The 24,973-nt window shown below is 72.6% G+C and carries 21 protein-coding genes; 11 read left to right on the forward strand and 10 right to left on the reverse strand.

Annotation, left to right across the window (positions count from 1 at the left end; genetic code table 11):
* Positions 1-123 precede the first annotated feature (123 nt).
* A complete protein-coding gene (locus tag ACGF5O_RS21285) occupies positions 124-1,704 on the reverse strand; it encodes a sodium:solute symporter family protein (protein WP_393811407.1) in 1,581 nt (526 codons plus the stop codon).
* Positions 1,705-1,922: 218 nt separating this feature from the next.
* The gene (locus tag ACGF5O_RS21290; protein ID WP_393811408.1) at positions 1,923-2,711 is read right to left on the reverse strand and encodes an SDR family oxidoreductase; all 789 of its coding nucleotides are present in this window, start codon (positions 2,709-2,711) and stop codon (positions 1,923-1,925) included.
* Between the two features lie 74 nt (positions 2,712-2,785).
* Between ACGF5O_RS21290 and ACGF5O_RS21295 the strand changes: the two genes are divergently transcribed.
* From ACGF5O_RS21295 to ACGF5O_RS21315, 5 genes are all read left to right on the forward strand, one after another.
* A complete protein-coding gene (locus ACGF5O_RS21295) occupies positions 2,786-3,625 on the forward strand; it encodes a hypothetical protein (RefSeq protein ID WP_393811409.1) in 840 nt (279 codons plus the stop codon).
* 137 nt (positions 3,626-3,762) lie between these two features.
* Positions 3,763-4,935, forward strand: a complete 1,173-nt coding sequence (locus ACGF5O_RS21300; RefSeq protein ID WP_393811410.1) for a low temperature requirement protein A — start codon at positions 3,763-3,765, stop codon at positions 4,933-4,935.
* A 192-nt stretch (positions 4,936-5,127) separates the two neighbouring features.
* Positions 5,128-6,333: an MFS transporter gene (locus tag ACGF5O_RS21305; protein WP_393811411.1), complete on the forward strand. Its 1,206-nt coding sequence runs from the start codon at positions 5,128-5,130 to the stop codon at positions 6,331-6,333.
* Positions 6,334-6,438: 105 nt separating this feature from the next.
* Positions 6,439-6,813, forward strand: coding sequence for a nuclear transport factor 2 family protein (locus ACGF5O_RS21310; RefSeq protein ID WP_089102071.1), 375 nt, complete (start codon positions 6,439-6,441; stop codon positions 6,811-6,813).
* 88 nt (positions 6,814-6,901) lie between these two features.
* Positions 6,902-8,545, forward strand: a complete 1,644-nt coding sequence (locus ACGF5O_RS21315) for an FAD-binding protein (protein ID WP_393811412.1) — start codon at positions 6,902-6,904, stop codon at positions 8,543-8,545.
* Between the two features lie 108 nt (positions 8,546-8,653).
* Here ACGF5O_RS21315 and ACGF5O_RS21320 read toward each other — a convergent pair whose 3' ends face one another.
* The 6 genes from ACGF5O_RS21320 to ACGF5O_RS21345 are packed head-to-tail and all read right to left on the reverse strand — an operon-like array spanning position 8,654 to position 13,260.
* On the reverse strand, positions 8,654-9,487 hold the full coding sequence (locus ACGF5O_RS21320) for an SDR family NAD(P)-dependent oxidoreductase (RefSeq protein ID WP_393811413.1): 834 nt from the start codon (positions 9,485-9,487) through the stop codon (positions 8,654-8,656).
* A 16-nt stretch (positions 9,488-9,503) separates the two neighbouring features.
* A complete protein-coding gene (locus ACGF5O_RS21325; RefSeq protein WP_393811414.1) occupies positions 9,504-9,953 on the reverse strand; it encodes a VOC family protein in 450 nt (149 codons plus the stop codon).
* A 5-nt stretch (positions 9,954-9,958) separates the two neighbouring features.
* On the reverse strand, positions 9,959-10,330 hold the full coding sequence (locus ACGF5O_RS21330) for a nuclear transport factor 2 family protein (RefSeq protein WP_362599838.1): 372 nt from the start codon (positions 10,328-10,330) through the stop codon (positions 9,959-9,961).
* A 40-nt stretch (positions 10,331-10,370) separates the two neighbouring features.
* On the reverse strand, positions 10,371-11,183 hold the full coding sequence (locus tag ACGF5O_RS21335; RefSeq protein WP_393811415.1) for an ester cyclase: 813 nt from the start codon (positions 11,181-11,183) through the stop codon (positions 10,371-10,373).
* On the reverse strand, positions 11,170-12,822 hold the full coding sequence (locus ACGF5O_RS21340) for a GMC family oxidoreductase (protein ID WP_393811416.1): 1,653 nt from the start codon (positions 12,820-12,822) through the stop codon (positions 11,170-11,172). Before ACGF5O_RS21340 ends, ACGF5O_RS21335 begins: the two co-directional genes overlap by 14 nt.
* 24 nt (positions 12,823-12,846) lie before the next feature.
* Entirely contained in the window at positions 12,847-13,260 is a 414-nt protein-coding gene (locus ACGF5O_RS21345; RefSeq protein ID WP_393811417.1) for a hypothetical protein, read from the reverse strand.
* Between the two features lie 334 nt (positions 13,261-13,594).
* On the opposite strand from ACGF5O_RS21345, the gene ACGF5O_RS21350 reads away from it, so the two are divergent.
* Genes ACGF5O_RS21350 through ACGF5O_RS21370 form a run of 5 tightly spaced genes read left to right on the forward strand, consistent with a single transcriptional unit; the run spans position 13,595 to position 20,312 of the window.
* On the forward strand, positions 13,595-14,431 hold the full coding sequence (locus tag ACGF5O_RS21350; protein WP_361296529.1) for a type 1 glutamine amidotransferase domain-containing protein: 837 nt from the start codon (positions 13,595-13,597) through the stop codon (positions 14,429-14,431).
* Between the two features lie 35 nt (positions 14,432-14,466).
* Positions 14,467-16,143 carry a thiamine pyrophosphate-binding protein gene (locus ACGF5O_RS21355; RefSeq protein WP_393811418.1) on the forward strand — a complete coding sequence of 559 codons (1,677 nt, stop codon included), beginning with the start codon at positions 14,467-14,469 and terminating at the stop codon, positions 16,141-16,143.
* Positions 16,144-16,148: 5 nt separating this feature from the next.
* The gene (locus tag ACGF5O_RS21360) at positions 16,149-16,769 is read left to right on the forward strand and encodes a DJ-1/PfpI family protein (protein WP_393811419.1); all 621 of its coding nucleotides are present in this window, start codon (positions 16,149-16,151) and stop codon (positions 16,767-16,769) included.
* A gap of 31 nt (positions 16,770-16,800) precedes the next feature.
* Entirely contained in the window at positions 16,801-18,798 is a 1,998-nt protein-coding gene (locus ACGF5O_RS21365; protein WP_393811420.1) for an alpha-1,4-glucan--maltose-1-phosphate maltosyltransferase, read from the forward strand.
* Positions 18,795-20,312 (forward strand): hypothetical protein, encoded by a 1,518-nt coding sequence (locus ACGF5O_RS21370; protein WP_393811421.1) that lies wholly within the window; start codon positions 18,795-18,797, stop codon positions 20,310-20,312. Before ACGF5O_RS21365 ends, ACGF5O_RS21370 begins: the two co-directional genes overlap by 4 nt.
* A 501-nt stretch (positions 20,313-20,813) precedes the next feature.
* On the opposite strand, the gene ACGF5O_RS21375 is transcribed toward ACGF5O_RS21370, so the two are convergent.
* Entirely contained in the window at positions 20,814-22,172 is a 1,359-nt protein-coding gene (locus ACGF5O_RS21375) for a helix-turn-helix domain-containing protein (RefSeq protein ID WP_393811422.1), read from the reverse strand.
* 277 nt (positions 22,173-22,449) lie between these two features.
* Between ACGF5O_RS21375 and ACGF5O_RS21380 the strand changes: the two genes are divergently transcribed.
* On the forward strand, positions 22,450-22,602 hold the full coding sequence (locus tag ACGF5O_RS21380; protein ID WP_393811423.1) for a hypothetical protein: 153 nt from the start codon (positions 22,450-22,452) through the stop codon (positions 22,600-22,602).
* Positions 22,603-22,648: 46 nt separating this feature from the next.
* Here the strand turns inward: ACGF5O_RS21380 and ACGF5O_RS21385 are convergent, their stop codons facing one another.
* Positions 22,649-24,799 (reverse strand): dipeptide ABC transporter ATP-binding protein, encoded by a 2,151-nt coding sequence (locus ACGF5O_RS21385; protein ID WP_393811424.1) that lies wholly within the window; start codon positions 24,797-24,799, stop codon positions 22,649-22,651.
* Between the last annotated feature and the right edge of the window lie 174 nt (positions 24,800-24,973).

The raw sequence follows: 24,973 nt of genomic DNA on the forward strand, positions 1-24,973 counted from the left end.
CCCCGCTCATGGATCTCGGACCTGGTGATTCCCGGATCGGCTTCCGGGACGACGTTCCCGAGGCGCGAGGCGGGGGCTGCCGCACCTCGACGTGACGGGATGACGCCGTCCCGGCGGAGCCGGTCAGTCCTTGGCCGGTGACTCCAGGGTGTCGCCGCCGCCCGCCGGTGCCTGGGCCGGGACCGGGATCGCCGCGGCCGTGCTGTCGCCGTCCGTGTTGACGGTCTCGATGACCGCGAGGCGTTCCGGGGTGTCCTCCGGCTTCAGGTAGCCGATGAGGATGTAGAGGACCAGGGAGACGGCCAGCGGGACCGAGACCTGGTACTGGAGGGGGACGCCGCCGTCCACGTTCCAGTTGATCGGATAGTTGACCAGCCAGAAGGCGAACAGGCCCGCCGCCCAGCTGGTGAGCGCGGCCGTCGGGCCGGAGCGGCGGAAGGGGCGGAGCAGGCCCAGCATCATCGGGATCGCGATCGGGCCCATCAGACCGGCCACCCACTTGATGACCACGGTGATGATGTCCTTGAAGGTGGGGGAGTTGATCTGGGTGGCCACCGTCATGGACAGGCCCAGGAAGACGACCGTGGTGACGCGGGCCGCGATCAGGCCCGAGCGTTCGTTCCACGCCCGCGCCCGCTGCGAGACGACCGGGGCCACGTCACGGGTGAAGACGGCCGCGATCGCGTTGGCGTCGGAGGAGCACATCGCCATCGTGTGGGAGAAGAAGCCGACGATGACCAGGCCCAGCAGGCCGTGCGGGAGGAGCTGTTCGGTCATCAGGCCGTAGGAGTCGGAGCCGTCCGGCTTCTGGGCGTGGACCAGGAGCGGCGACATCCACATCGGGAAGAAGAGGACGACCGGCCAGACCAGCCAGAGGGCGGCGGACAGGCGGGCGCTGCGCTCGGCCTCCCTCGGGCTGCCCGTCGCCATGTAGCGCTGGGCCTGGTTGAGCATGCCGCCGTTGTACTCGAAGAGCTTGATGAAGAGGAACGCGAGGAGGAAGACCGTGCCGTAGGGGCCGACGAGCGGTTTGCCGTGGCCGTGCAGGGCCGGCTGGTTCCAGGCGTCGAAGAAGCCGATGCCTTTGTCGTTCAGCTTGAGGACGACGGCCACGAACATGGAGATGCCGGCCAGGAGCTGGATGACGAACTGGCCGAGCTCGGTGAGCGCGTCCGCCCACAGGCCGCCGATCGTGCAGTAGACCGCGGTGATCGCGCCGGTGATCAGGATGCCCTGGTTGAGGGAGACCCCGGTGAACACCGACAGCAGGGTGGCGATCGCCGCCCACTTCGCGGCCACGTCCACGATCTTCAGCAGCATGCCGGACCAGGCCAGCGCCTGCTGGGTGGAGAGGTTGTACCGGTTCTTCAGGTATTCGAGGGGGGACGCCACGTGCAGGCGGGAGCGCAGGCGGTTGACGCGCGGGGCGAAGAGTTTCGAGCCGATCGCGATGCCCAGCGCGATCGGGAAGGACCAGGTGACGAACGACGTCACGCCGTAGGTGTAGGCGATGCCCGCGTACCCGGTGAACATCACCGCGCTGTAGCCCGACATGTGGTGCGAGATGCCGGACAGCCACCAGGGCATCTTGCCGCCCGCGGTGAAGAAGTCACTGACGTTGTCCACGCGTTTGTGCGACCAGACGCCGATCGCGACCATCACACCGAAGTAGCCGATGAGCACGGCCCAGTCGAGCCCGTTCATGCGCCCCCCTTCCAGGGTCCGCCTACTGAACTCCGCTCAGCTGGCTGGCACTTCGCATAAGCGGAGCGGGGACGGGGAAGGCCGCGAAGTGCCCGCTCATCGTGGGTTCCTTTACGAGGGCACGACAAGCGGGCGTAAGGCCAAGGGAAAGTAAAATCGTTCGTCTTCCTGACCTTGATTCATGAATATGAACCAGGCGATGGTCCGGAAATCGCCCCTCAGCGCATCAGCTCCCCCGCGTTGACCAGCAGCGACTGGCCCGTGATGGCTCGCGCCCGGTCCGACGCCAGGAACACCGCCGCGTCCGCCACGTCCCCGTCCGTCGCCAGCTCCGGCAGCGCCATCCGCCCGGTCAGCCGGCCCAGCACCTCGTCCTCCGGCACCCCTTCCGTGTGCGCGGTGAACTGGACGTACGCCTGCACCGGCGGCCCCCACATCCAGCCCGGCAGCACGGTGTTGACCCGGATCCGGTACGGCCCGAGCTCCCGCGCCAGCCCGTACATCGCGCTGGTCAGCGCCCCCTTGGACGCGGCGTACGCGGCCTGCTTCACCTGCGTGGGCGCGGCGACCGCCGACTGCGTCCCGATGAAGACGACCGAACCGCCGCCCGCCGCCCTCATCCCCGGCAGGCACGCCCGGGTCATCCGCAGCGTCCCCAGCAGGTTCACGTCGATCACCGAGGCCCAGGTGGCGAAGTCGGCGTCCTCGACCCCGCCGAAGTAGGAGTCCCACGCGGCCACCTGGACCACCGCGTCGATCCCGCCGAACCGCTCCCGGGCCAGCGCGGCCAGCGCCGCGCACTGCCCCTCGTCGGTGATGTCGGTGGGCAGGTACGCGGTCCTGGTGCCCTCCGGATCGATCCCGGCCGCGCTCTTCGCGAGGTTCGCCTCGGTCCGCGCGCCCAGCACCGCGTTCCCGCCGTCCCGTACGACGGCCGCCGCGACCTGGTGCCCGAGCCCGGCGCCGACTCCCGAGACGACGACGGTCTTGCCCGCGAGCAGCGACATGGAAGCCTCCTGAACCCTGGCGCTTTATCTGACGGAGCGTCAGAGTATGGGCGACCACCGGAAAGGGGAACCGCATGAGCGACGACACCCGCAGTGACGTCTACGCCGAACTCGCCGCCGTGGGCCCGTACGGCGTCCACCCGGGCCACGCCCTCATCACCATGGTCGAACCGCACCCCGGGCACGAGTACGCCTACAACCGCTGGTACGAGGACGACCACTACTACGCGGGCGCCATGGCCATGCCCTGGATGTACGCCGGGCGCCGCTGGGTCGCCACCCGGGACCTGCAACTCCTGCGCTACCCCGAGAAGTCGGCCGTCGCCCAGCCGGTGACCGCCGGGTGCTACATCTCCACGTACTGGATCACCGACGGCCGCTACGCCGACCACATGAAGTGGACGGTCGCCATCAACAGGCGGCTGAACCGGGACGCCCGGGTCTACCAGGACCGCACCCACGTCTTCACCGCGTTCCAGGACCACGAGGCCACCGTGTACCGGGACGGGGCCGCAGGTCCACGCGACTTCCACGCCCTCGACCACCCCTACGCGGGACTCGTGGTGGAGGTCCTCGACAGCGAGTCGGCCGAGCAACGGGCCGAACTGGTGGAGTGGTTGCGCGGACGGCACCTGCCGAAGAAGCTGGCGGGTTCACCCTGCGCCATGGTGACCCTCTTCCGGCCGACCCCGCTGCCCGGCGACCGGATGACGTACGTGAAGCAGGTGGAGGGGGTGGACACCCGGCTGACCCTGCTCTGGTTCCTGGAGGCCGACCCGCGGGAGTGCTGGGACGACCGCTTCACCGGCCTGGACGAGGAGGTCGCCGGGTCGGGTCTCGGGCGGGTCGAGCTGGTCGCGCCGTTCGTACCGACCGTGCCGGGCACCGACCGGTACGTCGCGGAGCTGCGCTGAGCCGGGAGACGTGTTCCGGCCGTCCCGGCCGCCTCCGGGCGGCCGAGTTCCGACATCAGGCGCCGTGACTTCGCGCAGTACGCGCCGGGTTTCCACCGCGCGCGGGCGCCGGGCGGGGGCCGTGTCCCCATACAGAAATGACCGACGCAACCGCAGCGACGACGACCGTTCCTGCCGTTCCGGCGCGTGACCGCACCACCTGGGCGGAGCTCTTCTTCGACCTGGTCCTCGCGTTCGGCGTGGGCCAGGTCGCCCACCCGATGGCCGTGCACCCGAGCTGGCCGGTGCTGGGAGAATGCCTGCTCGTGCTGGTCCCGCTCTGGTGGGCCTGGGTGGACGTGGTCATGGCGATGAACGCCGTGCTGGAGACCAACCTGCAGCGGGTGTTCCTGCTGCTGACCGCGCTCGCCGTCTACGGCATGGCGGTGGCCGCCCCGCTCGCCCTCCAGGACCGGGAGGCGGCCCTGCTGTACTCCGGAAGCTACCTCGCCCTGCGCCTGCTGATCGGGGAGGCGATCCGCAAGGAGTGCGCCCTCTACACCATCCACCCCTACCGGGCCGGACTCGCCTTCGCCCTCGTCCTGTTCGCCTGCGCAACCGTCCCGGCGCCCTGGCGCGAGGTCTGCTGGGCCTGCGCCGTCCTCGCCGAGGTCGCCGCACCCGTCGTACTCAGCGGCCACCTGCGCCAGTTGGCATTCGGCGTCAACCATCTGCCCGAACGCTTCGGCCTGTTCGTGATGATCGCCCTCGGGGAGAACGTCTTCGCCGTCGGCGCCGGCGCCGCCCACGGCTCGCTCGCCCCGGCCGAACTGATCGCCCTCGTCCTCGCCTTCCTGGTCGGCTGCGCCCTGTGGTGGCTCTACTTCCACCTGGTCGCCTCGGCCGTCGCCCACGCCCTGCGCACCCACCCGACCCCGTCGATCGTCGTCCGCGACGTGCTCAGCTACGGCCATCTCGTCCTGGTCGTCGGGCTGTTGCTGGTCTCCGTCGGCGCCACCCGCACCGTCCGCCACCCCCTGCACACCCCGGACGGACTGAGCGCCGCCCTGCTGCCGTCCGGCGCCGCCCTGTTCATGCTGGCGTTCTGCTACACCCGGCGCCGCATGTTCGGCGCCGCGTCCGCCACCCGGTTCTACTGCGGCCTCGCCCTGCTCGCCCTCGCCCTGCCGTTCTGGCGGATCCCGGGCGTGGCCACCCTCGCCGTCACCACCGTGCTGCTCCTGCTGGTCAACGCCGTCGAGCACTGGCTGATCAGCACCGGCCGACAGGTACCGCTGATCCTGCGCAACCGGGCCTTCGGCACGGCCTGACGACGACCCGACGGCGGCTCTGCGACGGCCCTACGACGACCTGACGTAGTAGGGCGACGGACCTGGGGGAGTGCCCGACGGGCTTCCGGAGCGGTCTCGGCGGGACGCGGAGCGTTTCTAGGTTCGCTGTATGGAACCTTCCGGCTCCCGCCTTTCCGGCACCGATGACGAAGAGGAAGAGGAGGTGGCTTGATGCCGTCCCGCAGCGCCTTACCCGGCCTGCTCTCCCTGTCACTTGGCTACTTCAGCCTCGGGACGATCTCGCTGGCGGTCGTCGGCCTGAACGGCCCGATCGGCGACGACCTGCACGTCCAGCCGGCCACGGTGGGCATCCTGGTCACCGTCTTCGCGCTGACCTTCGCGGTCTGCGCACCCACCGCCCCCATCCTGCTGCGCCGGTGGAACCGCAAGCGGGTGCTGCTCGTGGGCATCGGCCTGCTCACCGTCGGCGCGGCCCTCGGCGCCCTCGCGCCGAACTACGGCTTCCTCACCGTCACCCGGGTGCTCGGCGCGATGGGGGCCGCGGTCTTCGGGCCCGGCGCCTCGGCGGCCGGCGCGCTGATCGTGCCGCCCGAGCGCCGGCAGCGGGCCCTCGCCACGGTGTTCGGCGGCATGACGGCCGCCGCGGTGCTCGGCGTCCCGCTCGCCTCGTTCCTCGGCGGCTCGCTGGGCTGGCGCCCGGCGCTGCTCGGCGTGGCCGCGCTGTCGGCGCTCTCCTTCGTCGCGGTCCTGGTGTTCGTCCCGGAGATCCCGGCCGGTGAACCGCCGACCGTCGGCGCCTACCGCGCGGCGATGCGCACGCCTGCCACCGCGGCGACGGTCACCACGACGCTGCTGTTCATGGCCGCCCAGTTCACCGTCTACGGCATCGCGGGCGCCTACCTGAAGGACCGCTTCGGCGCGTCCTCCGGGCTGATCTCGCTCACCCTGCTCGCCTTCGGCGTCATCGGGGTGGCGGGCAACGCGTGCGCGCCGCGGATCGCCGAGCGGCTGGGCGGCGGGCGCACGGTGAGCGTCGCGGTGCTCGGGCTCGCGCTCGGGTTCGTGCTGCTGCTGGTCGCTCCGCACTCCGCGCCCGGGGTGGTCTTCTTCGCGTTCTGGGCGTTCTTCAGCCAGATGTACCAGGCGCCGCAGCAGGCGCGGCTGGTGGAGCTGGTGCCGTTGCAGCCGGGGCTGATCCTCGCGATGAACGCCGCGGCGCTGTACCTGGGGATGAGCCTCGGCAGCTTCATCGGCAGCAGCCTCCTGCCGGACCTGGGCTCCGGGCCGATTCCGTGGGCGGCCCTCGGTGTCCTCGTGCTGGCGGGGCTCGCCCATCTGTCCTCGGTTCGGCAGGTCGCCGCTGCGGCGGTGGCCGGTGCGGATCGGTCCGCGACCTCGCCCGTGCACAGCAGTTAGGCGGCCGGTCGGTCGTCTGCCGCGCCGTGGGGGCTGGTCGCGCAGTTCCCCGCGCCCCCAAAGGGGCGCTGCACCAAAGCCAGTCCATTCAGTGAAGGAGAACCCATGAGCAGCCACCAGGTGAACTTCGTCCGGGAGTACATCGAGACCGTCTGGAACCAGGGGCGGACCGAGCTGGCCGACAAGTACCTGGCCGAGGATCTCATCCAGCACAACCCGAACCTGCCGGACGGGCGGGCCCCGCTGGTGGAGTTCGTCGACGGGTTCCACAAGCAGTACCCGCGGGCCCGGTTCGAGATCCGCCGTGCGGCCGGGTCGGGAGACCTGGTCTTCCTGCACACCCGGTTCCGCGGCGACCCGGACGACCGCGGCATGGTCGTCGTGGAGGTGTTCCGGATCGACGAGGGACTGATCGTCGAGCACTGGGACGTCCGCGACGAGATTCCGGAGACCACCGTCAGCGGGCACGAGGTCGTCTGACCACCCTGTCCGCCGGCTCCCCCCTGCCGCCCGGGAGGCTCCCAGCCTCCCGGGCGGTGGCCGTTTCCCAACCGATCAGGAGACACCTGTGACACGACAGTCACGACAGCCACGACAGCAGCAGTCAGAGCAGCGGCCGGCGGCCGACGGGCTCACCCGGCGCGGACTCCTCGGCACCGCGGTTGCCGCCGGGGCCGGTGCGGCCCTGCTCCCGGCTCCCGCCCACGCCGCGGAGGCGACGGCCGGTGCCCCCGCCGCGGTCACCGTCGGCGCCTCCGACGCCCGCTATCTCGACCTCACCTCGCGCGGTTACAACGCGAGATTCACCGCCGCCCCCGACTCCGTGCGGCTCGTGCACAGCACCCAGCAGGTGGTGGCCGTCGTCCAGGAGGCCGTGCGGGACGGCAGACGGATCGGGGTGCGCGGCGGCGGGCACTGCCTGGACGGGCTCGTCGACGACCCGGACGTACGGATACTCGTCGACATGTCCGAGATGGACGCGGTGCGTTACGACCCGGCGCGCCGGGCCTTCCTCGTCGAGGGCGGCGCCACGCTCGGCCATGTCTACCGGACGCTGTACCTGGAGTGGGGCGTGGCGCTGCCGGGCGGCACCTGTCCGACCGTCGGGGTCGGCGGGCACGTCACCGGCGGCGGGTACGGCGCGATGTGCCGGCAGCACGGCGCGGTCGTGGACCACCTGTACGCCGTGGAGGTGGTGACGGTGGACGCGTCCGGCACCGCCCGCGCGGTGGTCGCCACCCGGGAGCCGGACGACCCGCACCGCGAGCTGTGGTGGGCGCACACCGGCGGGGGCGGCGGCACGTTCGGCATCGTCACCCGCTACTGGTTCCGCTCCCCGGACGCCACCGGCACCGACCCGGCAGGACTGCTGCCCCGGCCTCCGAAGACGCTCCTGAAGTCCACGGTCACCATCAAGTGGAGCGACCTGACCGAGGCCGCCTTCACCGCGCTCATCGCGGACCACGGGGCCTGGCACGCCCGCAACAGTGTCGCCGGGTCCGCCTACGACAGCCTGCACAGCGTGCTCATCCTCTACAACCGGGTCCAGGGCAGCCTGGTGCTCAACTCCCAGATCGACGGCACCCTTCCGGACGCGGCCACGCTGCTCGACGCGTACGTCACGGCGGTGGCCGGCGGCATCGGGGCGCCGTACGCCGAGGTCCGCTCGTCCTGGCCGTGGATGAAGACCACGCTCAAGGACCCCTACGACACCGGCCTGTACAACCGGACCAAGTCCAAGGGCGCCTACCTGCGCAAGGGCTGGTCCGCCGCGCAGGCCTCGACGCTCTACGGCCACCTCTCCGACGCCGGCTACGACGGGCACGCCGGGATCCTGCTCTACTCCTACGGCGGCAAGGTCAACACCGTCGCCTCCTCGGCCACCGCGCTCGCCCAGCGGGACTCGGTCCTGAAGGCCAACTTCACGACGTACTGGCCGGACGCCGCCTCCGACGACCGGCACGTCACCTGGATGCGGAACCTCTACCGGGACCTGTACGCGGCCACCGGCGGGGTGCCCGTGCCGGACGACACCAACGACGGCTCGTACATCAACTACCCGGACACCGACCTCACCGACCCGGCCTGGAACACCTCGGGCGTGTCCTGGCAGAGCCTCTACTTCAAGGACAACCTGCCCCGGCTACAGGCCGTGAAGGCCGCCTGGGACCCGCGCAACGTCTTCCACCACCGGCTGTCGGTCGCCCCGTAAGGGGCGCGGGGAACTGCGCGAACAGCCACGACGGCGCGGCAGTCGACAAACTCACCGGAACATGAACGAGCCCCCGCGAAGCGGGGGCTCGTGCCGTGCGGGCCGGGGTCAGCCGAAGCTGGACGGGAACGCCACGCCGGTCAACGACTCGCTGAGCCTGCGGAGCTGGGCGCGGGCGTCCTCGTCGTAGGCCTGGGCGCCCGCCCGGGACCGCGTGGAGCGGTTGAAGTAGACGCCGGAGACGTCGTCCAGCTGCGGGTCGGTGATCAGCCGCAGGGTGTTGCGCATGCCGTCCGCGACCGTGCTCTGCGGGGTGAACAGGTTCACCACCATCTTGGTCGGCATGTACGACGCCGGGTGCAGCGCGTTGGCCGTGACCCCGGTGCCCGCCAGCCGGTCGGCCAGGTCGAAGGTGAGCGAGATCTGGGCGAGCTTGGCCTGGCAGTAGGCCTGTACCCCGTCCCAGTTGCGCTCCAGCATCACGTCCCGGAAGTTGATCGGCGCCTGGCCCGCGGAGCTGACGTTGATGATGCGGGCCGGGGCCGAGGCCACCAGCAGCGGGGCGAGCCGGCAGCTGAGGATGTAGGCGGCCAGGTAGTCGACCTGGAAGGTGAGCTCCAGGCCGTCCTGGCTCTCCTGGCGGGCCAGCTCGACGCCGATGCCCGCGTTGTTCACCAGTACGTCCAGCCGGTCGTACGTGGTGAGGATCCGCTCGGCCAGCTTGCCGATGTCCTCCAGGGAGGAGAAGTCGGCCAGTTCGTAGCTGAGCCGGCCGGTGGCGCCGGCCGCGCGCAGCTCGGCCAGCAGGTCCGCGCCCTTGGCCGCGCTGCGGCCGTGCAGGATCAGCGACGCGCCCTGCGCGGCGAGTTCACGGGCGACCGCGCGGCCGAGACCGTCGGTCGCGCCGGTGATGAGAATGGTCTGCTCGGGAACGGCCTTCATGTGGGGAACTCTCCTGTCAGGCGTACGTTGCCAGTTCTTCGGTGGACTGGTCGGTGTATCCCTGGCTGACCTCCACCACGACGCCGTCCGGGTCGGAGACCCAGACCGTCTTCCAGCCGGGGATGAACTCGTCGAACGTCAGCGGCCCGAGCGTCGGCTCCAGCTCGCCCCGGCCGGCGGCGAGGAACGCGTCCACGTCGTCGACCTGGAAGGCGAGGTGCCGGGCGGTGCCGGGGCTGTCCGGGCCGTCCTTCGCGGCGGTCACCAGCGGCTCCGCGTCGGTCGCGAACAGCTCCAGGCAGGCCGGGCCGTTGCGCAGGAAGACCACGCGGACGCCGTCGGCCTCCACGACCCGGGCCCGGCGGAAGCCGAAGTGCCGGGTGTAGAACTCCTCGGTGGCCTTCTGGTCACGGCAGTTGAGGCCCACGTGCGCCCAGCGCAGGCCGTTCGGGGCGGCGGTCGGCACGGCCGTCACTTCCCGGTGACCGGGGCGAACGGCACGGTGTCGTGGACGTTCGTCATGTAGGTGATCAGCCCGCCGCGGACCCGGAAGTAGTTGCACACCACGGCCTCGACCGCGATGCCGTCCGGGGTGCGGGCGGTGATGTCGGAGACCACCGCGGCCTGCTCGCCGTCCACGACGACGAGACGCGGGACGTTGGCGAAGGAGGCGTACATCTGCGGGAAGCCCTTCATCATCTCCCGGAGCGTCTCGCGTCCCTCGACGTGCCCGGCCAGCTGCTCGTCCATGGTCTGGTCGATCGCGAACAGGTCGCTCCAGGCGTCCCAGTCCCCCTCGTTGGCCAGCCGGTAGTACGTGTCGACCACTTCTCGGGTGCTCATGCGCCCGTCCTCTCCAGTGCCGTCGGGAAGGGGTGCGGGGTCAGGGGAGGTCCACGCCGAGCTGGCGCATCAGGCCCGCGGTGTCGGCCTGGACCCAGCGCTCGACGACCTTGCCCTCCTCCAGGCGGTAGACCTCCAGGCTGGTCCAGGAGACGTCCCTGCCGGTCGCCTCCTGGCCCAGGAACGGCGCGATGTGCTTGCCGTGGAAGGTGATGTGCATGATCACCCGGTCGGGGGCGGCCGGGTACAGGGCGTCGAGGTGCACGCGCATGTCCAGCGCGTCGTGCGCGCCCTTGATGATCACCTTGAGCTCTTCGAGGCTCTCGACGCTCCAGGCCGGGTTGTTGTCCTTGAACGTGGGCCCGAACAGGTCGTCGAGGTCGTCGTAGCGGCGCTCGTTGACGGCGTCGCTGACCTGCCGGACCACGGTGTAGTTGAGGTCGTCGGAGGAGAGCTGGGTGCGCAGGCCGAGCAGGTCGTCCTGGGCCCAGCGCTCGGCGAACAGGCCGTTCTCGGCCCGCCAGATCTCGGTGGTGGACCACTCGACCTTGCGGCCGGTGGCCGGGAAGCCGAGGACGTCGCCGAGGTGGGTGCCGGTGAGCTTCACCCGGGTGACGAGCCGGTCCTCGCCGAGCGGCGCCGCCTCCTCCAGCTCGCCCTTGAGGTCGAGCGACTCGTGCGCGCCGCGCACCGCGTCCAGGTAGGTGTCGATGCCGGTGATGTCGAAGCCGGGGTGGTGGTCGGTGAAGTCCGGGCTGAGCACGGCGCGGACGCCCTGGAGGTCGCCGGCGTTCAGCGCGTCGAGGAAGCGCCCGTAGAGCTTCTGGATGTCCTGCTGGTCACGGGTGGACATTGTTCATCCCCTCGGTCGGTCGGGCGGCGGTCGGAAGCGGCCGGTCGGTGCCGAGGGCGAACGCCGCCGCGCGCTCGCCGATCATGACGCTGGGTGCGTGGGTGTTGCCGGCCACGATGGACGGCATGACGGAGGCGTCGGCGACCCGGAGGCCCTCGATGCCGTGGACGCGCAGCTCGGGGTCGGTGACGGCGTCCGGGCCGCTGCCCATCCGGCAGGTGCCGGCCGGGTGCCACAGGGTGGTGGCGTTGGCGGCGACGTAGGCGCGCAGCTCGGCCGGGGTCGTGACGTCCTTGCCGGGGCCGAGTTCGTCGCCGCGGAAGGCGTCGAGGGCCCGGGTGGCGGCCAGTTCGCGGGCCAGCTCGACCCCGTACACCAGGACGTCCAGGTCGGCGGCCGAGGTGAGGTAGCCGGCGCTGATCACCGCGTTGGACTCGGGGTCGGCGTCGCGCAGCCGGACCCGGCCCCGGCTGTGCGGGAGCACGGCGATCGGGGCGAAGGTGAGGCCGGGGCCCTCCCACTGGTCGGCGGGCGCGCCGGCGGGCAGGAACTTGACCGGGCCGAAGGTGAACTGGAGGTCGGGCGGGCCGTCCTGGTCGGCGACCGGGGTGTGGGTGAACAGCCCGGCCTCGGAGAGCAGGGCGCCGGACGGGTGCTCCTGGAGGGACTGGTAGCAGACCGGGGTGAAGAGGTGGTCCTGGAGTCCGGCGCCCACGCCCGGCAGGTCGCGCACGCAGTGGATGCCGTGCGCCCTGAGGTGGTCGGCGGGGCCGATGCCGGACAGCATCAGGAGCTTCGGCGACTCGAACGCGCCGGCGGACACGATGACTTCGCGGTCGGCGCGGATGCGGGCCGGGGCATCGCCGCCCCGGACGTACTCGACGCCGGTGACCCGGGCCCCGTCGTGTCCGGCGTCGAGCAGCAGCCGGGTGGTGCGGGCGCCGGTCAGCACGGTCAGGTTGGGCCGGTCCAGGGCCGGGCGCAGATAGGCGTCGGCCGCGCTGCACCGCCCGCCCGCGTCGTCGCGGTTGGTCTGGTACAGGAAGCCGAAGCCGTCCTGGCGGGCGCCGTTGTAGTCGCCGTCGCTCGCGGCGTCGTGGCCGAGCTCACCGGCCGCCGCCACGAAGGCGGAGGCCAGCGGGGACGGGCGGTCCAGCTGCCGGACCCGGACCGGTCCTTCGGCGCCGCGCAGCTCGGAGCCGCCGCCGGAGTAGCTCTCGGCGCGCCGGAAGTAGGGCAGGACGTCGTCGTAGGACCAGCCGGTCGCGCCCTCGGTGACCCAGCGGTCGTAGTCGTGGCGGCTGCCGCGCACCCACATCAGGGCGTTGACGGAGCTGCACCCGCCGAGGACCTTGCCGCGGGCCACCGGGATGCGGCGGCCGTCCATGCCGGCCTCGGGCTCGGTCTCGTAGCCCCAGTCGATCTCGCCGCGCCAGTCGGCGGTGAGCAGGGAGAGGACCGAGGCGGCGTCGGCGTGGTGGATCTCGGGACGTTCGTCCGGGCCGCCGGCCTCCAGCAGGATCACGGTCACGGACGGGTCCGCGCTGAGCCGGGCGGCGACGGCGCAGCCGGCGGAACCCGCGCCGACCACCACGTAGTCGGCGCCCTGGGGCACCGGGGGAGTCGGATTCGACGGCATGACAGCCTCCAAACGGTGACGGGGTCAGAGGGCGGCCGGTTCGCCGACCTGGTAGTCGACGATCACCGGGGCGGCACCGGGCGCGGGGCGTTGGAGCTGCCACTGCTGGTTGATCCGGAACGAGGACACGGAGCCGTCGGCGGTCGACTTCGCCGTCCAGACGACGGTCAGGTCGATGGCTATGCGGGTTCCGGTCTCCTGGTGGACGAGCTTCTCCACGGTGTGGTCCTGCTCGCTGTAGGCCTCACCGACGGCCGCGTACCAGTCGACGAAGTCCGCGTGGCTGTGCAGGGTGCGCTCCGGGAAGGCCATCTCCAGGCCCTCGTCGGCGACGTGGGGCAGCAGCTCCGCGACCGGGGCGTGCACGTTGAGCAGGCCGAACCAGCGCTGCACGAACTCCTCGATCTCCCGGTCGGAGCCGGTCTGTTCGGTGGACATGGATGTCTCCGCTCATCGGGGTCCCGCCCCCGGGAAACCGGGAGCGATACGCGTCCGATGACCCCATATCCCGGCCGTCCCGCGGGCCCCGCGCCGGAACTCCGGGCGCACTGTGCGAAGTCGCAGCTCCGGCTCGGGCAACTCACCCGCCGGGGCCGCCGTACCGTCCGGTAGCGACCGGCCCGGCAGGCCTTGGCCACAACATGCCGTAGTGCATTCGGCCACTTGGGCATGTGCCGTGAGCACGGGCGGCGGCGATGGTCCGGACGAAGTGCCCCGCCGTAGACAGGAATCCGCCACTTGGCACCGTCCCGCCGAAACCGGGAGGAATCCCATGAGCAGGCGCATCCTCGTCGTCCTGTCCGAACACGGCTACTGGGGCGAGGAGTTGATCGGCCCCCTGGAGACCTTCGACCAGGCCGGCTACCACGTCACCTTCGCCACCCCCACCGGCAAGCGGCCCAACGCGCTGCCGCCGAGCATGGACCCCGAGTACGTCGACCCGCCGCTCGGCCGGTCCGTCACCACGCCCGAGATGGCGGCCAAGGTGCGCGCCGTCGAGGAGTCGGACCGGCTCGACAACCCCCTCGACCTCGCGTCCTGGCTGCCCGACCGGCCCTACCGCTCCCGGCCGTACTTCCTGCGCGACTGGGAGGCCTACCACAGCCGACTGGAGCAGATCCGCCGGCAGATCGCCGACCGCTACGACGCGCTGCTGATCGTCGGCGGCAGCGGCCCCATCGTCGACCTCGCCAACAACTGGCGGGTGCACGACCTGATCCTCGCCTTCCGCGAGCTGGACCGGCCGATCGCCGCCGAGTGCTACGGCGTCGCCTGCCTGGCCTTCGCCCGCGACCAGGAGACCCGGACGTCCATCATCCGCGGCAAGCACGTCACCGGGCACTGCATCGAGTACGACTACAAGGACGGCACCGGGTTCCTCGGCACCGACTTCGTGATGGGCCCGCCGCCGTACCCGCTGGAGTACATCCTGCGCGACGCCACCGCGCCCGGCGGCGCCTACCACGGCAACTTCGGCAAGGAGACCTCGGTCATCGTCGACTACCCGTTCATCACGGGCCGTTCGACCCCCGACTCCTACCTGACCGGCCAGAAGACCGTCGAGGTCCTCGAACAGGGCCTGCGCCAGTGGGGGTTCAGGACCTCCTGACGTCCTGACATCCCGTCCCGCGAGAGGTGACCAGCATGGACAGCAGGCCCGCGCGCGTCGCGCTCCTGGAGCAACTGGAGGCCGAAGGCGTCCGGTACATGTTCGGCAACCCCGGCACGGTCGAGCAGGGGTTCCTCGACGAACTGCGCTCCTTCCCCTCGATCCAGTACATCCTGGCCCTGCAGGAGGCCACGGCCGTCGGCATGGCGGACGGCCATGCCCGCGCCACCCGCACCCCGACGGTCCTGCAACTGCACTCCGGGGTCGGCCTCGGCAACGGCATCGGCATGCTCTACCAGGCCATGCGCGGCCACGCCCCGATCGTCACCCTGGTCGGCGAGGCCGGGCTGCGCTACGCGGGACTGGACGCCCAGATGGCCGCCGACCTGGTCGGCATGGCGGAGCCGGTCACCAAGTGGGCGACCCGGGTGCTCGACCCCGACTCCACGCTGCGGGTGCTGCGCCGCGCCTTCAAGGTGGCCGGAACCCCGCCGTACGGGCCGGTCCTGGTGGTGCTGCCGGCCGACGTGATGGACGCCGGCACCCGGGAGGCGGTCGTCCCGGTCAGCTACCCGGACACCCGCAGCCTGCCCGCCCCGGACACCGTCGCCCGGGCCGCCGCCCTGCTCGCCGAGGCCCGCCGCCCGCTGATCGTGGCCGGCGACGGCGTGCACTTCGCGGGCGCCCAGGCCGAACTGGCCCGCCTCGCCGAGGTGTGGGGCGCCGACGTGTACGGCGCCGACTGGGCCGAGGTCAACCTCTCCGCGCAACACCCCGCCTACGCGGGCCAGTTGGGGCATATGTTCGGCGAGCAGAGCCGGCGGATCACCGGCGCGGCCGACGGCGTCCTGATCGTCGGCACCTATGCGCTGCCCGAGGTGTTCCCGGCCCTGTACGACGTCTTCGCCGAGGGCACCCCGGTGGTCCACGTGGACCTCGACACCGACGCCATCGCGAAGAACTTCCCGGTCGACCTCGGCATCGTGGCCGACCCGAAGGCCACCCTCGGGCTGCTCGCCGACGCGCTGCACGGGGAGATGGGCGACGGGCGGCGGGCCGAGGCGGCCGAGCGGCTGCGGGTGCGGGCCGCCGAGCGGGCCGACGCGCTGGCCGGCGCCCGGGAGAAGGACCTGTTCGACGGCGAGGCGCAGTCCGTGCCCACCGCCGCCTTCGCCAGGGAACTCGCGCGGCAACTCCCGCCCGACGCCATCCTGTTCGACGAGGCGCTGACCGCCTCCCCGGTGCTGTTCCGGCACCTGCCGCCCACCGTGCCCGGCCGGTGGATGCAGACCCGGGGCGGCTCCCTCGGCGTCGGCCTGCCCGGCGCGCTCGGCGCCCAGCTCGCCCACCCCGACCGCACGGTGGTCGGCTTCACCGGCGACGGCGGCTCCATGTACACCTTCCAGGCCCTGTGGACGGCCGTCCGGCACGGCCTGCCCACCAAGTTCGTGATCTGCAACAACGGCAGCTACCGGCTGCTGGAGGACAACATCGAGGAGTACTGGCGGGAGACCGGCATACCGGCCCACGAACAGCCCGGCATGTTCGACCTCTCCCACCCGCCCATCGACTTCGTCGGCCTCGCCCGCTCCCTCGGCGTGGCCGCCGTACGGGTGGAGAAGCCCGGCCAGGCGGAGGGCGCCGTGGCACAGGCCCTCGCCCACCACGGGCCGTTCCTCGTCGACCTGGTGACGGCCAAGGGAAAGGGGTGACCCCCGTGCGACTGAACGGACACAAGATCGCCGTCCTGATGGAGAGCGACTTCTACGAGCCCGAGATCCTCTACTACCGCTACCGCTTCCCCGAGGAGGGCGCCGAGGTCCACTTCCTGACCCGGCTCTGGGGCAACGAGGGCATGACCTTCCAGGGGCACGAGCACCGCATGCCCTTCGAGGTCACCGAGTCCTTCGAGGACCTCGACGAGTTCGCGCTCAAGGAGTACTCGGCGGTGATCGTCCCCTCCGGCATGGTCTCCGACCGCCTCCGCTACACCGACGACCCCCAACAGCTGCCGCCCGCCTCGCAGTTCCTGCGTCGCGCGTTCGCCGACCCGGCGATCGTCAAGGGCATCATCTGCCACGGCATGTGGCTCGCCGCGCCCATCCCGAACCTGATGCGCGGACGGCGCGCGGTGGTGCACAACAACCTGCTCGGCGACCTGCGGAACATGGGCGGCGAGTACGTCGACGAGGACGTCGTGATCCACGACGACCTGGTCACCGGCCGTACCGGCAACCACTGCCACCTCTTCGCCCGCACCATCATCGACCTGCTCGCCGACCGCCAGCCCGCCGAGTCCGCCCCGGCCGCCCAGGCAGCCCAGGCCGGGCAGGGCTGACGGGACGCGAACGGGGAGAGGAGCGATCATCATGACACCGGTGACCGGGCGCATCCCCGTCCTCGACGTCCGCCCCCGGGTGCGGGACGGGGAACTGCCCGCCAAGGCCGTGACCGGAGAGCACCTCGACATCACGGCCACCGTCTTCCGCGAGGGCCACGGCGTGATCGCCGCGGACGTGGTCCTGCGCGGTCCCGAGGGCGCCCCCGCCCGGCGGGTGCCGATGACCCTCGTCGACGAGGACGCCGACCGCTGGAGCGCCACCGTGGTCCCCGACGCCGAGGGACTGTGGACCTTCCGGGTGGAGGCCTGGGCCGACCCGCTGGCCACCTGGCGCCGGGACGCCGCGCTGAAGGTCGAGGCCGGTGTCGACACCGAACTCACCCTGCGCGAGGGCGTGCTGCTGCACGAGAGGGCGGCACACGGCGACAACGACATCACCGACTGGGGCCGGCGCGAGGAGGTCAGGACCGCGGTCGCCGCGCTCCGCGACACCCTGGGTCCGGCCTCGGCCCGGCTGGCGGCCGTCACCAACCCCCGGGTGACGGCCGCCCTGGGCCGCTACGGGGTGCGTGAACTGGTCACCGTCTCCCGGCCGCTGCCGCTCCGCGTGGAGCGGCGGCGGGCCCTGGTGGGCTCCTGGTACGAGCTGTTCCCGCGCTCGGAGGGCGCGGTCGTGACGGCGGACGGGCGGACGGTCAGCGGCACCCTGCGGACCGCCGCCGAACGGCTGCCCGCCGTCGCGGCGATGGGCTTCGACGTGGTGTACCTGCCGCCCGTCCACCCCATCGGCGCCACCCACCGCAAGGGCCCCGACAACGTTCTCGTCGCGGGCCCGGACGACGTCGGCTCGCCCTGGGCCATCGGCTCCTGGCAGGGCGGCCACGACGCCGTCCACCCCGACCTCGGCACCCTGGACGACTTCCGGTACTTCGTCGCCGCCGCCCACGGCCTGGGCCTGGAGGTGGCCATCGACTTCGCCCTGCAGTGCTCCCCCGACCACCCCTGGGTGACCGGGCACCCCGAGTGGTTCCACCACCGGGTGGACGGCTCGGTCGCCTACGCCGAGAACCCGCCCAAGACCTACGAGGACATCCACCCCCTCGACTTCGACACCGACTTCGAGGGCCTGTACGCGGAGGCGCTGCGCGTCCTGCGGCACTGGACGGCACAGGGCGTGCGGATCTTCCGCGTCGACAACCCGCACACCAAGCCGGTGCACTTCTGGGAGCGGCTGATCGCCGAGGTCAACGCCACCGACCCGGACGTGCTGTTCCTGGCCGAGGCGTTCACCAGGCGGGCCATGGTGCACGCCCTGGCCCAGGCCGGCTTCCAGCAGTCGTACACCTACTTCACCTGGAAGAACAGCAAGCGGGAGCTGACCGAGTACCTGCCCGAACTCACCCGGGACAGCGCCGACTTCCTGCGGCCCAACCTGTTCGTGAACACCCCGGACATCCTGCACGCCTACCTCCAGCACGGCGGCCGGCCCGCCTTCGAGGTCCGGGCCGTCCTGGCGGCGACCGCCGCGCCCAGCTGGGGCGTGTACGCCGGGTACGAGCTGTGCGAGAACACCCCGCTCACCGAGGGCACCGAGGACTACCGCGCCTCGGAGAAGTACCAGCTGCGGCCCCGGGACTGGGCCCGCGCCGAGGCCGAGGGGCGGACCCTCGCCCCGCTGATCACCCTGCTCAACCGGCTCCGCCGGACCCGTCCGGCCCTCCAGGAACTGCGCAACCTGCGGCTCCAGCACACCGACAACGACCAGATCCTCGCCTACTCGAAGCACGTGCGGCTGCCCGAGGGCGGCACCGACGTGGTGCTGGTCGTCGTCAACCTGGATCCGCACCGGGCCCAGGAGGCCACCGTGACCTGCGACCTGGCGGCCCTCGGCCTGCCCGTCGACGGCACGCTCAAGCTCCGCGACGAACTCACCGGAGCCGCCTACGCCTGGGGCGAGTCCACCTACGTGCGCCTCGACCCGGCCCACCAGGTCGCGCACGTACTGACGACCGAGGAGGCGTCATGAGGACGGAGACCAGTACAGGGACGAGTACGGGAACGAGTACGGGAACGAGTTCGGAGACGAGGGCGAAGAGCGGGGGGAGGACCGGAGCGAGGACCGGGGCGGAGATCCTGCGGCCGCTGCTGCCCGCGCTCGGGCCGTGGATGGCGGGCCGCCGCTGGTTCGACACCCGCTACACCGGCGCCCCGCTGACCGCCGAGGCGGCCTCGGTGGTCGGCGACGAACCCCCGCTGCTGCTGCACGCCGTGGTCTCGGCCGACGGCGCCGCCGGACCGCTGCGCGTCCAGCTCCTGCTGGGCCTGCGCCCGGAGCTGCCGGACCGGCTGGCCCCCGCCGCGATCGCCACCGTGCCGGCCGGCCCCTGGCGGGGCTGGCGGGTCTACGACGCGCTCGCCGACGGCACCGTGCTCGCGCTGCTGCTGCGCACCCTGGCGGGCGGCGGCGCCGAGCACGGGCCGCGCCTGGAGCGCAGCTCCCGCTACCCGCTGCCCGTCGGCCTGGTGCCCCGGCCGCTCCAGGTGGAGCAGAGCAACACCTCGGTGGCCTACGGCGACCGGGTGCTGCTGAAGATCTTCCGCCGCCCGGAGCCCGGCCCGCACACCGAGGTCGAGGCGCTGCGGGCGCTCACCGGCCAGGACTGCACCCGCACGCCCCACCTCTACGGGGCGGTGCACAGCGACGCCCCCGGTGCGGAGGGCCTGGTGCTCGGCCTGGTCGAGGAGTTCCTGCCGGACGCCCGGGACGGCTGGGCGGAGGCGGTGCGGCAGGCCACCGGCTCCGTGGCCGGCACCGGCCGCGGCGGCCCGGCCGGGGGCGGCTTCACCGCCGACGCGGCCGCCCTGGGCCGGGCCGTCGCCGACGTGCACGGCGCGCTCGGCGAGGCGTTCGGGCGGACCCGGCTGACGGTGGAGGACGTGGCCGAGGAGACGGCCCGGATGACCATGCGCCTCAAGGAGGCCGCCGAGGAGGTCCCGGCCCTCGCCCGGTACACCGCACGGCTCGCCGCCCTCTTCGACGACTGCGCCCGGGTCGCCGGGCGCGGCTGCCCCCTCTACGTCCAGCGCACCCACGGTGACCTGCACCTGGGGCAGGCGCTGGTGGCCCACGACGGCTGGCGGATCGTGGACTTCGAGGGCGAGCCGGCCCAGCCGGCCGCCGAACGGGCCCGCCCGCAGCCGGTGCTGAAGGACGTCGCCGGCATGCTGCGCTCCTTCGACTACGCGGCCCGCACCGGGCTCGCCGCCGTCGAGGACGCCGACCCGGCGGAGTCGGCACCGGCGGCCCGGCTGCGACGGCGCCGGCGGGCCGCCGCGTGGGCGGTGCGCAACCGGCGCGCGTTCGTCGCCGGGTACGCCGCCGCCGGGCACGAGGACCCGGACTGCCACCCCGTACTCCTCCGCGCCTTCGAGGCGGACAAGGCCGTCTACGAGGCCGTGTACGAGTCCCGACTCCGCCCCGACCGGCTACCGGTCCCCCTCGCCGCGGTACACCGCCTGGCCACCGCCACCCCACACTGACACCGGCCTGACGGCCCCCGCGCCGGGGGAGCCCGACCCCTGCCGGCCCGGGTGTCCGATCCGGCGTCCGGGCCGGTGCCGGCCCTGTGCTCGACCGGACGTTCGGGCCGGTGGCGGCCCTGTGCTCGACCGGACGTTCGGGCCGGTGGCGGATCCGGCGTCCGGGCTGGCGTCCGGCTCGGGTGTCTGGGCCGGGTGTCTCAGCCGGTGTCGGCCCCGGTGGCCGACCGGGTGTCCGGTGGGGCGTACGGATCGGCGTCGGGCCCGGGTGCCTGCCCCGGTGTTCGGTCCGGTGGCCGACCGGGTGTCCGGCCCGGTGTCCGGTGGGGCGTCGGGCCCGGCCTCGCCCGGTGGCGGGCCCGGTGTCCGGCGGGTGGCTAATCCGGTGGGGAAAGGGGCGGAACCGGTACCGGGAAATCCGGGTCCGGCGGACTTTCAATTCTCTTTGTCGTACGGGTATTTCACGGCGGTTCCGGAAGGGGAATTCAGGTGGTGCGCGGGTCAGGAACGGCCCTGCTCGGTGAAGGACGCGCTCGGGTCGCGGTTCGGGGCCAGGCCGGCCGACGACAGCGCCCGGTCGTACGCCTGCAGGGCCGCCGTGCTGTTGCCCTGGCGGCGCCACAGGTCGCCCACGTAGCGCCAGTTGAGCGCGGTCTGGTGGGACGGCGGGAACTGGCGCAGCTGCCGGGTCGCGGCCTGCAGGCACTGGGCCGCCTGCTCGTAGTCGCCGCGCAGCAGATGGATCTCGGCGAGCGTGGCGCGCGCGCCGACCGCCTGGATGCGGGACTCCGGGCCGGTCAGGCCGAGGGCCCGCTCCGCGTGGGCCGCGGCCTCGTCCCAGTTGCCGAGCATCGCGTCCGCGTCGGCCAGGCCGATCTCGCACTGGGCCAGCTCCGGCGCGTTGCCGACCTCCGCCAGCAACTGCTGGGCTTCCTCCAGGAGTTGCTTGGCGCGGGCCGGTTCGGGCTGGTCGACCTGGAGGAGCAGCGAGCCGCAGTTCATCTTGAGCATGGCGACATGGCGGATGTTGTCGTCCTCGGACATCAGCGCCAGCGCCCGCTCCACCAGGGCCAGCGCCTCGTTCAGCTGGCCGCGGGAGCGGGCCACGAGCCCCGCGTTCCAGAAGACGGCACCCCGCGCGGCCCGTGCCCCCTGCTTCTCGGCGGCGTCCAGGAGCCGGACGCCGAGCAGCTGGGCCCGGGTGAGATCGCCGCGCATGTGGAACGAGGCCATGAGCGTGGCGCCGAGCTGCACGTGGTCGACCGTGACGTCCAGGCCGAGGGCGTCGAGCCGGGACATGGCCCGCTCGCCGATCTCGATGCTCGTCGTGATGTCGCCGGCGTTGCGGTAGCAGCGGCACAGGGCGACCGACACCGTGCACCAGTCGGCGGAGCCGGGCGGCAGCTCGGGGTCGCGCTGGAGGTCCTCAAGGATCGTGATGGCGGCCTCGATCCGGTCCAGCTTCTCCAGGGCGGAGGCCTGCGCGATGCGGGCGCGCCGGGTCATCGACGGGTCCAGCAGGGACGGCCTGGCCAGGAGGTCGCTCAGGGTCTGGAGCGCCTCGCCGTTGCTGCCGTTGCGCAGGGCCATCTCGCCGAAGGCGAGCCGCAGCCGGGTCTCCTCCAGTTCGTGGTCGTCGCGTCCGCTGCGCAGGAACTCCACGGAGCAGCCCAGGCGCTCGGCGAGCGCGGCGAGCACCGAGTCCGACGGCGCGCCGCGCTTCCCCGACTCGATCAGGGAGATGTAGCTCGCCGAAATCTCCCCGGACGCGAGGTCCTGCTGCTTGAGTCCACGTTTGCCGCGCAACACCCTGATGCGCTCGCCCAGTCCTGCGGCCGTCGCGTTGCCGAGTGGATCCATGCCAACTCCTCGGTGCAGTACTTGACTGTCGGGATGACAGATCGATGTTACCAGTAAGTTGATATTTACCCAATGGGCTTCCGGTGATCTTTTAGTGGCTCTCCACCGCATTTTGCAGCGGAGTTCTCCGATTGCATTCGCGAGCGCCTTATGCGGTGCGTGATATTCCGTTTGATTATGATTAATTTTGCAAGAAACTGCTTGACTGTCTTAGTTATTCAATGTTGACTGTAATTGTCAAGGCGCATCCTTCTATTGTTCAGGGGAGGGGATTTTCGTGAGCAATAAAATAATCGCGCTCTTCGCAATTGTCGTCCTGGTCAGTGGTCTCGTGGCGGGCGGCCTGTGGCTGAACGACTCCGGGCCGGGCGTCCGACCGCAGCACGAGGGCATGGCCGAGTCCAGCGGCGGGAGTGGTGGTTGCTGCTGATCCCACACGCGCTTCGTACGGGACCGGGTCCGGTCCGGCGGTCGCCCTACGGCCGTCGGACCGGACCCGGTCCTTCGCCGTGCGGGAAGTGGCAGGAGACGGAGTGGCCGGCGGCAGGCCCGGCCGCCCGCCCGCGCGGTGTCTCCTCCGCGCAGCGCCGCCGCTCGGCCGCGGAGAGCACGGCCTGGACGGGACAGCGGGCCCGGAAACCGCACCCGGCGGCGGCGCGCGGACTCGGTCCGGGATCGGCGGGCAGCACGATCCGGCGCCGGGAGCGCTCGGCGACCGGATCCGGCAGCGGGACGGCCGACAGCAGCGCCCGGGTGTAGGGGTGGCGCGGCCGGCCGAACACCTCGGCCACGCCGCCCGTCTCCACCGTGCGGCCCGCGTACATGACCGACACCCGGTCGGCGAGCTGCCGGACCACCGCGAGGTCGTGCGAGACCAGCAGGTACGCCGGGCCCGGCTCCCGCTTCAGCCGCAGCAGCAGGTCCAGGATTCCGGCCTGCACCGACACGTCCAGCGCGGACACCGGTTCGTCCAGCAGCAGCAGCGCGGGCCCGACCGCCAGGGCCCGCGCGATGGCCACGCGCTGCCGCTGCCCCCCGGAGTACTGGTGCGGGTAGCCGTCCGCGTCCGCCGGGCGCAGCCCCACCTGGGACAGCAGCCGCGGCACCCGTGCCGCGACCACGGCCGCCGGCACCCGCGCGGCGTGCAGCGGCTCCGCGACGATGTCCCCCAGCGGCATCCGCGGATCGAGGCTCGACATCGGATCCTGCGGCACCAGCTGCACCGCCGTCCGCAGCTCCCGCGCCGCCCGCCGGGAGAGCAGCGCGGTGTCCCGCCCGAGCACCTCCACCCGCCCGGCCTGCGGGGCCGCCAGCGCGGCGATCTCCCGCAGCGTCGTACTCTTCCCGGCCCCTGACTCCCCGACCAGCGCCAGCGTCTCCCCGCGCCGCACCTCCAGATCGACCCACTCGACGGCCCGCACGGCGGGGACCCGGCGGTGCCGGAACCCCGGCGCCCGGTACGACCGGCCGAGCCCGGAGACCGACAGCACGAGGTCGGCGGCGGTGCCGTCCGCTGTCCCGCCCCGCTCCGGGGTCCGCGTCGGCGGCCCGAACAGCTCCGCCGCGCTCCGGTGCCGGACCTCCGGGATCCGCCGGCAGGCCGCCGTGTGGGCGGCGGGTGCCGAGCCCGCGGCGCGGGACGGGCTGTCGACCCCCGTGAGCGGGGGCTCGGCCGCGTGGCACGCCGGTTCCGCCAGGGGGCAGCGCGGGGCGAAGGGGCAGCCCGGGCCGACGCCGCCCGGGGCGGGGGCGGTGCCCGGGACCGGGGTGGGCGGGACCCGGGCGTCGAGGCGGGGCACGGAGCCGACGAGGCCGAGGGTGTACGGCATCCGCGGGCGGCAGAGCACCGCCTCCGCCGGGCCCGTCTCCACCACCCGCCCCGCGTACAGCACCGCGACCCGGTCCGCGGCGCCCGCGACCACGCCGAGGTCGTGGGTGACGAGGAGCAGCGCCGCCCCCGTCTCCCGCCGCGCGGCCGCGAGCGCCTCCAGAACCTGGGCCTGCACGGTCACGTCGAGCGCGCTGGTCGGCTCGTCCGCGACGAGGACCGCGGGCCGGTTCGCCACCGCCATCGCGATCATGGCCCGCTGGAGCATCCCGCCGGAGAGCTGGTGGGGGAGGGCGCGGGCGGCCCGGGACGGCTGCGGCACCCCCACGAAGTCCAGGAGTTCCACGGCCCGCCGCAGGGCCGTCTCGCGGCGCGGGCGCGGGCGTTCGTGGATGCGCAGGGCCTCCGCGATCTGGTCGCCGACCCGCAGGACCGGGGTGAAGGCGTGCAGCGGGTCCTGGAAGACCATGGCGATCCGGCGCCCCCGGACCCGGGCCAGCTCCCGCTCCGGACGGCCCAGCAGCTCCTCGCCGAGGAGCCGTACCGAACCGCCCACCCGGGCGTCGGGCGGGGCCAGGCCGAGCAGCGACAGCGCGGTGAGCGACTTGCCCGCGCCGGACTCGCCGACCAGGCCCAGGACTTCGCCGGGGCGCAGCGCGAGGTCCACGCCGCGCACCACGGGGACGGGCGGCCGGCGCCGTCCGCCGCCGAAGACGACCGTCAGGCCGCGCACCTCCAGGACCGGGGCCGCCGGTCCCTGCGCCGCCGGGCCCGCGCCCGTGCCCCCACCCGCACCCATACCCGCACCCGCGCCCGTGCCCCCACCCGCACCCATACCCGCACCCGCGCCCGTGCCCCCACCCGCACCCATACCCGCACCCGCGTCCATGCCTCCACCTGCACCCGCGTCCATGCCTCCACCTGCACCCGCGTCCATGCCTCCACCTGCACCCGCGTCCATGCCTCCACCTGC

The sequence above is a fragment of the Streptomyces sp. NPDC048291 genome (assembly GCF_043201715.1).
In the GTDB taxonomy this organism is placed as follows: Bacteria; Actinomycetota; Actinomycetes; order Streptomycetales; family Streptomycetaceae; genus Streptomyces.